Here is a 13,198-nt window from a genome sequence, read left to right on the forward strand (position 1 = left end):
GCGGAGGCAGATCGCCGGTTCGGACACAGAGGCAATAGGCTGTCCGCATGAACAACGTCGACTCCTCGTCCTCCTCCGCGAAGGCCCAGATCGGTGTCACCGGCCTGGCCGTCATGGGTTCGAACATCGCACGCAACTTCGCCCGTCACGGGTACACGGTCGCGCTGCACAACCGGAGCATCGCCAAGACCGATGCACTGCTCGAGAACCACGGCAGCGACGGTGAATTCATCCGCACCGAGACCGTGGCCGAGTTCGTGGCGGCCCTCGAGCGTCCGCGCCGGGTGCTCATCATGGTCAAGGCCGGCGACCCGACCGACGCCGTGATCGAAGAACTCGCCGACGCGATGGAGCCGGGCGACATCATCATCGACGGTGGCAACGCCCTCTACACCGACACCATCCGTCGCGAGGCCGCGATGTCGGCTCGAGGACTCAACTTCGTCGGCGCCGGCATCTCCGGCGGCGAAGAGGGGGCGCTGAACGGCCCGTCGATCATGCCGGGCGGCCCCGTCGAGTCGTACGAATCGCTCGGACCGCTCCTCGAATCCATCGCCGCACAGGTCGACGGCGAGCCGTGCTGTACCCACATCGGCCCCGACGGCAGCGGCCACTTCGTCAAGATGGTGCACAACGGCATCGAATACGCCGACATGCAGCTCATCGGCGAGGCCTACGACCTCATGCGCAAGGCCTTGGACATGCCGGTCTCGGAGATCGCCGACGTCTTCCGCGACTGGAACACCACCGAACTCGAGAGCTACCTGATCGAGATCACCGCCGAGGTCCTCAGCCAGGTCGACGACGAGACCGGCAAGCCGCTGGTCGACGTCATCGTCGACGCCGCGGGCCAGAAGGGCACCGGTCGCTGGACCGTGAAGTCCGCCCTCGATCTCGGTATCCCGACGACCGGGATCGCCGAGGCCGTCTTCGCCCGCGCGCTGTCGAGCGCCACCGATCAGCGCGTCGCGGCCCGCGGGCTGTCGTCGGGCAACCTCGGCTCGGCCCCCGCCGATCGCGAGACGTTCGTCAACGACATCAAGACCGCCCTCTACGCCTCGAAGGTCGTCGCCTACGCGCAGGGCTTCGATCAGATCGCCGCCGGCAGCGCCGAATACGGCTGGGATGTCGACCGCGGCGCGCTGGCCACCATCTGGCGTGGCGGTTGCATCATCCGGGCGCAGTTCCTCAACCGCATCCGCGAGGCCTACCACGACGACCCCGCCCTCCCGAGCCTGCTGCTCGCCCCGTATTTCCGCGAAGCCGTCGAGGTCGGCATCGACAGCTGGCGCCGGGTGGTTTCGACCGCGACCCTCCTCGGTATCCCGGTGCCGGCATTCGCATCGTCGCTGTCGTACTACGACGGTCTGCGTGCCGACCGCCTCCCGGCCGCGCTGACCCAGGGCCTGCGCGACTACTTCGGCGCGCACACCTACCAGCGCATCGACAAGGAGGGCACGTTCCACACCCTGTGGAGCGGTGACCGCTCGGAAGTGACCGAATAGGAGCCTGCGAACTCCAGTGCGATTCATCGAAGGCCACCGGCCGACACACGATCTGACGTACGACGATCTGTTCATCGTCCCGGGCAGGTCGGACGTCAGTTCGCGCTTCGACGTCGACTTGTCGACGTCCGACGGCAGCGGGACCACGATCCCGCTGGTCGTGGCGAACATGACGGCGGTCGCGGGCAAGCGGATGGCCGAGACGGTGGCCCGCCGCGGAGGGCTCGTGGTTCTCCCCCAGGACCTGCCCATCGAGGCGGCCGCCGCATCCATCGCGTACGTGAAGTCGCGGCATCTGATCGCCGACACCCCGGTCACCCTCGATCCGGGGGCGTCGGTGACCGACGCGGTCGCGTTGATCCCGAAGCGGTCACACGGGGTGGCCGTCGTGGTCGAGGACGGCCGCCCGGTGGGGGTCGTCACCGAGAAGCGCTGTCGCGACGTCGACCGGTTCGCGCGAGTGCGTGACGTCGTCGACCCCGACATCGTGACGCTGCCCGTCGACACCCCGCCCCGTGAGGTCTTCGACGCGCTCGGCGATCTGCACCTCGGCCTCGCGGTGCTCGTCGAACCCGACGGTCGGCTCGCCGGGGTCCTCAATCGGGTCGGCGCCCTGCGCCACGCGATCTACACCCCGAATGTCGACGCGGGTGGCTCGCTGCGCATCGCGGCGGCCGTCGGCATCAACGGCGATGTCGTGGGCAAGGCTCGAGCGCTGGTCGCCGCGGGCGCCGACCTGCTTGTCATGGACACCGCGCACGGTCACCAGGAGAAGATGCTCACGGCGCTGTCGGCGGTCGCCGGCGCGGACCTGGGCGTTCCGATCGCCGCGGGCAACGTGGTCTCGGCCGAGGGCACCCTCGATCTCATCGATGCGGGGGCGTCGATCGTCAAGGTCGGTGTCGGACCGGGCGCGATGTGCACGACCCGGATGATGACCGGCGTCGGACGCCCCCAGTTCTCGGCCGTCGCCGAGTGTGCCGCCGTCGCGGCCGGACACGGTGCGTCGGTGTGGGCCGACGGCGGTGTCCGGCACCCACGCGACGTGGCCCTGGCCCTGGCCGCGGGGGCGTCGAACGTCATGGTCGGCTCGTGGTTCGCCGGCACCCACGAGTCGCCGGGCGACCTGCTCGTCGATGCGCAGGGCCCGTACAAGGTCAGCTTCGGCATGGCCTCGAAGCGGGCGGTCGCGGCGCGGTCGAGCGGCGACAGCACCTACGACCGGGCACGCAAGAGCTTGTTCGAAGAGGGCATCTCGAGTTCGCGGATCCGTCTGGACCCGGAGCGTCCCGGCGTCGAGGACCTGATCGACCACATCTGCTCGGGTGTCCGCAGCACCGCTACCTACACCGGTGCGCGAAACCTACGCGAACTGCACGACAAGGTGGTGCTGGGGATCCAGTCGCCCGCCGGCTTCGCCGAAGGACGACCCCTGCCGGGCGGGTGGTGACGTGGAGATCCTCCTCCTGGTCGCGAGTCTCGTCGGATTCATCGCCCTGACGCTGGGGACCGCCCTGTTCGTGGCGGCCGAGTTCTCGCTGACCGCGCTGGAACGCTCGACCATCACCGCCGATGTCGCCGATCGCGGGGACCGGCGAGCGCGGATGGTCCAGCGCGCACACTCCACCCTGTCGTTCCAGCTCTCCGGCGCCCAGTTGGGCATCACCATCACGACGCTGATCACCGGTTACATCGCCGAACCGGTCCTCGCCCGGATACTGCGACCACCACTGACCGCGCTGGGGGTCGGCGACTCCGTCGCGTCGGCGACGTCGCTGATCCTCGCGCTGGTGATCGCGACGTCGCTGTCGATGGTCCTCGGCGAGCTGATCCCGAAGAACCTGGCGATCGCCAAGCCGCTCGCGGTCGCACGGGCCACCGCGGGTCCGATGACCGTGTTCTCGGCGGTGTTCCGCTGGGCGATCAACGGACTCAACGGCACCGCGAACTGGATCGTGCGCCGTCTCGGCATCGAACCGACCGACGAGCTGGCCTCGGCGCGGTCGCCTCAGGAACTCGTCTCGCTCGTCCGCAATTCGGCCCGCCGCGGCGCCCTGGATCAGCAGACCGCGACCCTCGTCGACCGGTCGCTGCGTTTCGGCGAGCTCACCGCCGAGGATCTGATGACCCCCCGCGTCACGATCGACTGCCTCGATCGCGCCGACACCGTCCGCGACCTCGTCATGGCGTCGTCGCGCACCGGCCACTCCCGGTTTCCGGTCGTGATCGACGGCGACCTGGACGATCTCGTCGGCGTCGTCCACATCAAGCAGGCCTTCACCGTCGCACCGGAGCGACAGGCCACCACGTCGGTCACCTCGATCGCCCGGCCGGTCCCGCGGGTGCCTGCGAGCCTCGACGGCGATGCGCTCATGGAGCGGATCCGCGCCGACGGCATGGAGCTGTGCGTGGTGATCGACGAATACGGCGGCACCGCGGGCATCGTCACCACCGAGGACCTCATCGAGGAGATCCTCGGCGACGTGACCGACGAACACGACGACGAACGAGCCGACGTGGCTGTCGACGGCAACGGCTACCTGTGCGCCGGGTTGTTGCGGATCGACGAGCTGTACGACGCCACCGGCTACCACGCGCCCGACGGGCCGTACGACACGCTGGGTGGGCTCATCATGTACTGCCTCGGGCGCATCCCCGCCGTCGACGACGCGGTGGACCTCCCGCGCCGGTCGCCCGTCGGCGAGACCGACGACGACACCTCACAGTCGCCGGACCGCGGGCCGGACATCACCTGGCGGGCGACGGTCGCCCAGATGGACGGACGCCGGGTCGACGTCGTCGCCATCCGGCCCGCGCCGGAGGGACAGGATCTCCCGGTGCCCGCCCACCAGGGCATCGACGTGCCGAGGGACGAGGGGAACTCCCATGGGTGATCTCTGGGCGGTCGGGCTGACCGTCGTCCTCCTCGCCGGCAACGCGTTCTTCGTGGGCGCCGAGTTCTCCCTGATCTCGGCACGTCGCGACCGCCTCGAAGCGCTCGCCGAGAGCGGGAAGTCCCGTGCGCGCACCGTGATCCACGCCGGCGAGCGGTTGTCGTTGATGCTGGCCGGGGCACAACTCGGCATCACGATCTGCTCGATCCTGCTCGGCCGGGTCGGCGAGCCCGCGGTCGCGCACCTCATCGAGGCACCCTTGCACCTCGCACACGTTCCCGACGCCCTGCTGCACCCGATCTCGTTCGCCATCGCACTGTCGCTCGTCGTCGTGTTGCACATCCTGTTGGGCGAGATGGTGCCGAAGAACATCGCACTCGCCGGACCGGAGTCGTCGGCGATGCTGCTCGTGCCGGCGCACCTGCTGTTCATCCGGCTGGTCCGGCCGTTGATCGCCTTCTACAACTGGCTGGCGAACATCTCGCTGCGACTCCTCCGCGTGGAGCCGAAGGACGAACTCGAATCCACGGTGTCGCTCGGCGAACTGGCCGAGATGGTCGGCGAGTCCAAGCAGGAGGGTCTGCTCGACGCCGAGGAGCACGAACGTCTGACCCGGGCCCTGCAGTCCATCGGCCGGACGGTGTCGGAGGTGATGATCCCGCTCGAACAGATGCGCAGCGTCGGCGTGCAGGTGTCCGGCACCGGTGGCATCGGGCCGACGCTGGGCGCCGTGGAGAAGGCGGTCACCGAGACCGGATTCTCCCGATTCCCGGTGCGCGGGCCCGACGGCACGTTCACCGGCTACCTGCATCTGAAAGACGTGCTGGACGAGATCCTCGACGAGCACATCGGATCGGACACCATCATCGGCGTCGACAAGATCCGGCCATTGCCGGTCATCGACTCGACCACCCCGCTCGACGAGGCCACCGGGGTGCTGCGTCGGTCCAGTTCGCATCTCGGCGCCGTGGTCGACGACAGCGGCCGGACCATCGGCATCGTCCCCCTCGCCGATCTGGTGGAGGAGTTCGTCGGCAACGTCCGCGACGAGACCCATCGGGTGTGACGACGGTGGCGAGTTCACGACTGCCGTCCACGGCCCCGGTTCGCGGCGCCTCCGTCCTGACGGCCGACCAGTGGCGATCGCGGCGTGCGGCGCATCGCCGGGCCGTCGACGAACTGATCGGTCCCTACCTCGACGCGCGCCGCCGCGGTGCCCGACATCCGGTGATCGACTTCCTGTTCACCTACTACTCCTCGCGACCCGCGCACGTGCTGCGCTGGCATCCCGGCTACGGCGTGGTCCTGGAAGACGCAGACGAATTCCTCGGCCTGCGCGGCTACGAACAGACCGACGCCGGGGTGCGCGTCGGAACAGCGCACCTCCGGCACCGGGCCGACGCTCTCGTCGCGGCCGTGGACATGCTCGGTGCCACCGCCCGGCGGCCCGTCCGGCTCGGCTGTTTCGGCCTGCACGAGTGGGCGATGGTCTACCGCACCGACGACACCCGGCACGATCTCCCGCTGCGTTTGGGGGGTGCGGGCACGGATGCCGTCGTCGAATCCATGCCACTGCGGTGCACGCACTTCGACGCCTTCCGGTTCTTCACCGACCCGGCGCGGCCGCGCAACGACGCCACGCTCACCCGGGCGTCCCAGATCGAGCACGAACAACCCGGCTGCCTGCACGCGACGATGGATCTCTACCGGTACTGCTTCACCCTGTCGCCGCTCGTGCCATCGGACCTGACTCTCGACTGCTTCGCGCTGGCCCTCCGCGCGCGCGACCTCGACATGCGAGCCAGTCCGTACGACCTCGGCGGCCTCGGGTACGAGCCGGTTCGCATCGAGACCCCTGCGGGCCGGGCCGAATACGTCCGCGAACAGTCGGCGATCGCCGAGCTCGGGACGACTCTGCGGTCTCGGTTGCTCACCCTCTGCACCGAGTTCGCGGAGCGCGCTCACCACACGTGACGGGAGGCGCCTGCCGCCCACCGTTACCGACGAGTAGCATGTATGCGTTGTCATTTCGCTCGAGAAAGGCTGCCATGTCTGACCGGATCACCGTCAACGGGTTGCAGGTCGCTACCGTCCTGCACGACTTCATCAACAACGAGGCGTTGCCCGGTACCGGTGTAGATGCGGACGCCTTCTGGGCCGGTGCGGCATCGGTGATCACCGATCTCGCCCCGCGCAACCGCGAACTCCTCGCCGTCCGCGACGACCTGCAGAGCAAGCTCGACGCCTGGCATCGGGATCACAAGGACGCCGACCTCACCCCCGGGTCCGCCGACTTCGACGCGTACAAGTCGTACCTGACCGAGATCGGTTACCTCGTCGAGGTGCCCGCGGACTTCCAGATCACGACCGCCGGCGTCGACCGCGAGATCGCCGACACCGCCGGGCCGCAGCTCGTCGTCCCGGTCCTCAACGCGCGCTTCGCGCTCAACGCCTCCAACGCACGCTGGGGTTCGCTCTACGACGCGCTCTACGGCACCGACGCGATCCCCGAGACCGACGGAGCCGAGAAGGGCAAGTCGTACAACAAGGTCCGCGGCGACAAGGTCATCGCCTACGCCAAGAACTTCCTCGACAAGGCCGTGCCGCTCGAACAGTGCAGCTACACCGATGTGCGGTCCTTCGCCGTCGTCGACAACGCGCTCCAGGTCAAGCTCGACGGCGACAAGACGTCGACTCTCGCCGACCCGACCGCCTTCGTCGGGTACCGGGGCGACGCCGCCTCGCCGACGTCGATCCTGCTGCGCAACAACGGACTGCACCTCGACATCGAGATCGACCCGTCGTCGCCGATCGGTTCCACCGACCCGGCAGGCATCAAGGACGTCGTCGTCGAGTCCGCGATCACCACGATCATGGACTTCGAGGACTCCGTCGCCGCCGTCGACGCCGAGGACAAGGTCATCGGCTACCGCAACTGGCTCGGCCTCAACAAGGGCGATCTCGCCGAAGAGGTCAGCAAGGGCGGCAAGACCTTCACCCGAGTGCTCAACGGCAACCGCGAGTACACCGCGCCCGACGGCACCGCCTTCGACCTACACGGCCGCTCGCTGCTCTTCGTCCGCAACGTCGGACACCTGATGACCAACGACGCCATCCTCGACGCCGACGGCAACGAGGTCCCGGAAGGAATCCTCGACGGCCTGATCACGTCGCTGATCGGCATCCACGGCATGTCCGATGACGGACTGCAGAACTCGCGAACGGGTTCGGTCTACATCGTGAAGCCGAAGATGCACGGGCCCGACGAGGTCGCCTTCACCGTCGAACTGTTCGGCCGCGTGGAGAAGGTTCTCGGCCTGCCCGAGAACACGCTCAAGGTCGGGATCATGGATGAGGAGCGCCGCACCACGGTGAACCTGAAGGCATGCATCAACGCGGCTTCCGAGCGCGTCGTCTTCATCAACACCGGGTTCCTCGACCGCACCGGCGACGAGATCCACACGTCGATGGAAGCCGGCGCGATGGTGCGCAAGGGCGAGATGAAGCAGCAGACCTGGATCGGTGCCTACGAGAACTTCAACGTCGACACCGGTCTGCACGCGGGTCTGCAGCACAAGGCGCAGATCGGCAAGGGCATGTGGGCCATGCCCGACCTGATGGCCGACATGCTCGAGCAGAAGATCGGGCACCCGAAGGCCGGCGCCACGACCGCATGGGTTCCGTCGCCGACCGCCGCCACCCTGCACGCGCTCCACTACCACCAGGTGGACGTGTTCGAGCGCCAGGACGAGATCGCCAAGCGCGACCCCGCCTCCGTCGACGACGTCCTCACGATTCCCCTCGCCCCCAAGACCGATTGGTCCGACGAGGAGAAGCAGCAGGAACTCGACAACAACTGTCAGTCGATCCTGGGTTACGTCGTCCGCTGGATCGACCAGGGCGTCGGTTGCTCGAAGGTGCCCGACATCCATGACGTCGCGTTGATGGAAGACCGTGCGACACTGCGTATCTCGAGTCAGTTGCTCGCCAACTGGCTGCGGCACGGCATCGTGACCGAGGCCGACGTCGTCGCATCGCTGGAGCGGATGGCCCCGGTCGTCGACCGTCAGAACGCCGGCGACCCGACCTACCGTCCACTGGCGCCGGACTTCGACTCCAACATCGCCTTCCAGGCAGCGAAGGAGCTCATCCTGGAGGGCACCACACAGCCCAGCGGCTACACCGAGCCGATCCTGCACCGCCGTCGCCGCGAGTACAAGGCGGCGAACCCGGCGGGCTGATCGCGCCGGCCTCGACGTAGGCGATACGACCGTGCCGAACCGCCCAGGATCGGCACGGCGTATCGTCGTACCCTGCACTGCGCACCGGGTCGCCACGGCCGACCGGGCGAGGGACGCACCGAGCAGGGAGGGCATCGGCGTTGGCACATCATCGGAGTAGCGGCGGGGAGAGCATCCGTAGCCGCGGCGTGAGCCGAGGTGTCGTCGCCGCCCTCTTGTCGATCCTGCTCATCGCCGCAGTCGTCGTCACCTGGCGAGACCTCGGCGATCGGATCGATCGCCAGGCCGAACAGGCCGCCGCGCAATGCGTCGAAGGCCGTGAGTCGGTCCCGATCATCGCCGACCCCGACATCGCGCCGGGGCTCGCCGCGGTCGCCCGCAACTTCGGTGCGACCAATCCGGTCGTACGCGACAAGTGCGTCACCGTCGACGTCCGCCCGGGCGACGCCAAGATCACCCTCGACAGTCTGTCGGGGTCGTGGGACACCGAGTCGATGGGCGCCCATCCCGCCGCCTGGGTCCCCCAGTCGTCGGTGTGGTCGGCAGATCTCGCGGCGGCGAAACCCGATGCGATCGAGGGCAACACACGCTCCCTGGTCTCGACACCGGTCGTTCTGGCCGTATCGCCCGAACTCGACACCGCCCTCGACGGACGTCTCGACTGGTCCCAGATCCCCACGCTGCAACGTCGGGACAACTCGCTCACCGACTTCGGCCTCCAGGGCTGGGGGTCGCTGCGGATGGCGATGCCGATCGGGGCACAGTCCGACGCGAGCGCACTCGCCGCCCAGGCGGTCGCCACCCGCGTCACCCGGACCACCGGTCCGCTGACGACAACCGACGCCGAGTCCCCGCGGGTGAGCTCCAGCATCCGCGCCATGCTCGAGGGCGCCCCGCTCTCCCCGGACGGGACACCCCAGGGCGCCGCGACGACGATCGCCGACGCCCCCGATGCCGCTCGGGCGCCGATCCACGTCGTACCCATCACCGAGCAGCGCCTGTTCCAGATGACCCGCGACGACGACCGTGCGCGGCTGGCCGAACTGATCCCGTCCGGTCCGACACCGATCGCCGACTATCCGGTGATCCGTCTGTCGGGACCGGAGGTGACCGAATCGGCGACCGATGCCGTCGCCGAGTTCATCCAGTTCGCCTCGGAACCCGAGCAGCTCCGGTTGCTCACCGAGCTCGGTTTCCGGGGCGACGCCCCGATGCCCGCGGCCACGCCGACGGTGACCTTCCCCCGGACGCCGAACCCGATGCCCACGCCCGAGGACGGCGCGATCGTCGCGATCAACCGGCTGGTCTACGGGCCGGCCAGCGTCCCGGCGAGCTCGACGGCAGCGTCGGTGCCGGCGGGAACCGCGGGCGGTTAGAAGCGACGGCCGGGGTCGTTTCGATACGGCTCGTCGCTACGCTCCTCACCTACTCAACGAGCAGTAAGCGGCTCGTCGCTACGCTCCTCACCTACTCAACGAGCAGGCGAGGAGCTTCCCGAGCGTCGGGTCAGCTGCTGTAAGCCTCGATGGGCGGGCAGCTGCACACCAGGTTGCGGTCGCCGTACACCCCGTCGATCCGCCGGACGGCCGGCCACACCTTCGCCCGGCCACCCGCGGATGGCAGCCCCTGCGGGTAGACGGCGAGTTCCCGCGAGTACGGATGATCCCACTCACCGACCAGCGACTCGGCGGTGTGCGGGGCACCGCGGAGCGGGTTGTCCTCGGCGGGCCACTCCCCTCGTCCGACGAGTTCGATCTCGCCGCGGATCGCGATCATCGCGTCGCAGAAGGCGTCGATCTCGTCGAGGTTCTCGCTCTCGGTCGGCTCGACCATCAGGGTGCCCGCAACCGGGAAGCTCATGGTCGGGGCGTGGAAACCGTAGTCGGCGAGCCGTTTTGCGACGTCGTCGACGGTGACGCCGGTCGCCTTGGTGATGGCCCGCAGATCCAGGATGCACTCGTGGGCGACGAAGCCCTCCTCGCCGGTGTAGAGCACCGGGTAGTGCTCACCGAGCCGCTTGGCGACGTAGTTGGCAGCGGTGATGGCCGTCAGCGTCGCCCGGCGCAACCCGTCTGCCCCCATCATCGCGATGTAGGCGTAGGTGATCGGCAGGATCGCCGCCGAGCCGTACGGTGCGGCGGCGATGGTCGCCGAGCCGGGCAGCTCGTCGGCGAGCGGGTGTCCCGGCAGGAACGGGGCGAGGTGCTCCCGGACCGCGACCGGTCCGACGCCCGGTCCGCCGCCGCCGTGCGGGATGCAGAAGGTCTTGTGCAGGTTCAGGTGACTGACGTCGCCACCGAAATGACCCGGTCGTGCCACGCCGACCAGCGCATTGAGGTTGGCGCCGTCGACGTAGACCTGTCCGCCGGCGTCGTGGACGGCGCCGCAGACCTCACGCACGTCGTGCTCGAAGACCCCGTGCGTCGACGGGTACGTGATCATGATCGCCGCGATGCGACCCTCGTTGGCGTCGATCTTCGCGCGCAGATCGTCGAGGTCGACGTCGCCGTTGTCTCGGCACCCGACCACCACGACGCGCATTCCCGCCATGACCGCCGAGGCGGCATTGGTGCCGTGGGCGCTCGACGGGATCAGGCAGACATCGCGGTCGCCGTCGCCGCGGCTGAGGTGGTATCCCCGGATCGCCAGCAGGCCGGCGAACTCTCCCTGCGACCCCGCGTTCGGTTGCAGGCTGACGCGGTCGTATCCGGTGACCGCCACGAGCCAGTTCTCGAGGGTGGCGATGAGCTCTCGGATCCCCGCGGTGTCGTCGGCCGGAGCGAACGGGTGCAGCTGCGCGAAGCCGGGCCAGGTGATGGGTTCCATCTCGGTGGTGGCGTTGAGCTTCATCGTGCACGACCCGAGCGGGATCATGCTGCGGTCGAGCGCGATGTCCTTGTCCGACAGGGCTCGCAGGTACCGCAGCATCGCGGTCTCGGTGCGGTACCGGTTGAACGCCGGGTGGGTGAGGAACTCGCTGGTGCGGTTCTCGATCGGCTGCGTGAACGCACGCGGCGTGACGCCGGCGACGTCGAAGGCACGCAACACCGCATCGAGGTCGGCATCGACCGTGGTCTCATCGCAGGCGATGCCGATGGTGTCGGCGTCGACCCGGCGCAGGTTGACACCCTCCTGGCGAGCCCGGGCAACGACGGTATCGGCCTGACCCGGGGCGTGCACCTCGATGGTGTCGAAGAAGTTCGCGTGCGCGACCGAGAATCCGCCGGCCGCGAGCGAGTCGGCCAGCCGGGCCGCCGCGGCATGGGTGCGGCGCGCGATGGCGCGCAGCCCCTCGGCGCCGTGGTAGGAGGCGAACATGGCGGCCATCACCGCCAGGAGTACCTGCGCGGTGCAGATGTTGCTCGTGGCCTTCTCGCGGCGGATGTGCTGTTCGCGGGTCTGCAGCGCGAGCCGGTAGGCCAGGTTGCCGTCGGCGTCCTTGGAGATCCCGACCAGACGGCCCGGGAGTTGCCGGGCGTGCTTCGAGCCCACGGCGAGGTATCCGGCGTGCGGCCCGCCGAAGCCCATCGGCACGCCGAAGCGCTGCGTCGTGCCGAAACAGACGTCGGCGCCCTGCTCGCCGGGCGGTGTCAGCAGGGTCATCGCCAGGAGGTCGGCACCGGCCGCGACGAGTGCGCCGCGGTCGTGCGCCGCGTCGATGATCGCGGTGGCGTCGACGATGCGACCCGACGCACCCGGTACCTGGAGGATCACGCCGTAGAACTCGCAGTCGGGAAGTCCGCATCCGGGGAGCTCGGGATGCAGTGAGGCCTCGACGATCTCGATGCCCAGCGGCTCGGCGCGCGTGTCGAGCACCGCACGCGTCTGCGGAAAGAGGTCGGCGTCGACGACCACGCGCGGAGACTTGGACTTGCCCGCACGGCGCATCAGCGTCATCGCCTCGGCGGCCGCGGTGGCCTCGTCGAGCATCGAGGCGTTGGCCACTTCCATCCCGGTGAGGTCGGCGACCATGGTCTGGAAGTTGAGCAGCGCCTCGAGACGTCCCTGGCTGATCTCGGGCTGATAGGGCGTGTACGCGGTGTACCAGGCCGGATTCTCGAGCACGTTGCGGAGGATGACGCCGGGCGTGTGGGTGCCGTAGTAGCCGAGCCCGATCATCGACCGAGCGACGGTGTTGCGTGCGGCCAGGTCGCCGAGCTGAGCGAGAACCGCACTCTCGCTGAGGGGCTCGGGTAGTGCGCCGAGTACGTCGGAGTCGAGTTCGTCGGCGATGACCGCCGGGATGACGCGGTGGGCGAGGTCGTCGAGTGAGGTGGCGCCGATCGCTTCGAGCATGCGCCGGGTCTCGTCGGCGTCCGGGCCTACATGGCGGTCGACGAAGGCGGCCGAGACCCCGGGGGCGGGGGCTGTGGACGGGTCCGGGGTGTCGGACGGGGTCGCATCGGTGGTGGACACGGGTGGAGGGCACCTCTCGCAGGCGCCGGTGCGCGCACCGGCTGCTGGCCCTCCCCCTCTGTCATGTCGTCGGCGGCAGCCGATGTGACGCCTGAGAGATTCGGTGCCCCGCAGCGCTGCGCGACGACCTTTCACCGTGGGC

Annotated in this window: 8 protein-coding genes; 7 read left to right on the top strand and 1 reads right to left on the bottom strand. The window is 69.0% G+C overall.

All coding sequences use genetic code 11. The annotated features are described in order from the left end of the window. The first annotated feature begins 47 nt into the window (after positions 1 to 47). The 7 genes from gndA to MHN80_RS01995 all read left to right on the top strand — a co-directional run bounded on the left by gndA (position 48) and on the right by MHN80_RS01995 (position 10,016). Positions 48 to 1,505, top strand: coding sequence for an NADP-dependent phosphogluconate dehydrogenase (gndA, locus tag MHN80_RS01965; protein WP_004022153.1), 1,458 nt, complete (start codon positions 48 to 50; stop codon positions 1,503 to 1,505). 16 nt (positions 1,506 to 1,521) lie between these two features. Beyond that, a complete protein-coding gene (locus MHN80_RS01970) occupies positions 1,522 to 2,955 on the top strand; it encodes a GuaB1 family IMP dehydrogenase-related protein (protein ID WP_239399119.1) in 1,434 nt (477 codons plus the stop codon). 1 nt (position 2,956) lies between these two features. Next, the gene (locus MHN80_RS01975; RefSeq protein WP_239399121.1) at positions 2,957 to 4,399 is read left to right on the top strand and encodes a hemolysin family protein; all 1,443 of its coding nucleotides are present in this window, start codon (positions 2,957 to 2,959) and stop codon (positions 4,397 to 4,399) included. Next, positions 4,392 to 5,465 (top strand): hemolysin family protein, encoded by a 1,074-nt coding sequence (locus MHN80_RS01980; protein WP_004022157.1) that lies wholly within the window; start codon positions 4,392 to 4,394, stop codon positions 5,463 to 5,465. The genes MHN80_RS01975 and MHN80_RS01980 overlap by 8 nt, the downstream gene beginning before the upstream one ends. Positions 5,466 to 5,470: 5 nt before the next feature. Continuing rightward, positions 5,471 to 6,373 carry a 3-methyladenine DNA glycosylase gene (locus MHN80_RS01985; RefSeq protein WP_374206297.1) on the top strand — a complete coding sequence of 301 codons (903 nt, stop codon included), beginning with the start codon at positions 5,471 to 5,473 and terminating at the stop codon, positions 6,371 to 6,373. A gap of 74 nt (positions 6,374 to 6,447) precedes the next feature. Next, positions 6,448 to 8,640, top strand: a complete 2,193-nt coding sequence (locus MHN80_RS01990; RefSeq protein ID WP_239399127.1) for a malate synthase G — start codon at positions 6,448 to 6,450, stop codon at positions 8,638 to 8,640. A gap of 140 nt (positions 8,641 to 8,780) precedes the next feature. Next, on the top strand, positions 8,781 to 10,016 hold the full coding sequence (locus MHN80_RS01995) for a substrate-binding domain-containing protein (protein WP_239399130.1): 1,236 nt from the start codon (positions 8,781 to 8,783) through the stop codon (positions 10,014 to 10,016). A gap of 130 nt (positions 10,017 to 10,146) precedes the next feature. Here the strand turns inward: MHN80_RS01995 and gcvP are convergent, their stop codons facing one another. Beyond that, on the bottom strand, positions 10,147 to 13,056 hold the full coding sequence (gene gcvP / locus MHN80_RS02000) for an aminomethyl-transferring glycine dehydrogenase (protein ID WP_239399133.1): 2,910 nt from the start codon (positions 13,054 to 13,056) through the stop codon (positions 10,147 to 10,149). Positions 13,057 to 13,198: the final 142 nt, after the last annotated feature.

The sequence above is a fragment of the Gordonia sp. McavH-238-E genome (assembly GCF_022348225.1).
Classification (GTDB): domain Bacteria; phylum Actinomycetota; class Actinomycetes; order Mycobacteriales; family Mycobacteriaceae; genus Gordonia; species Gordonia terrae.

Bases quoted from the DNA above. Each gene is read 5' to 3' on its own strand.
- MHN80_RS01980 (WP_004022157.1), top strand. From the start codon at position 4,392: ATGGGTGATCTCTGGGCGGTCGGGCTGACCGTCGTCCTCCTCGCCGGC.
- MHN80_RS01990 (WP_239399127.1), top strand. From the start codon at position 6,448: ATGTCTGACCGGATCACCGTCAACGGGTTGCAGGTCGCTACCGTCCTG.
- gndA (WP_004022153.1), top strand. From the start codon at position 48: ATGAACAACGTCGACTCCTCGTCCTCCTCCGCGAAGGCCCAGATCGGT.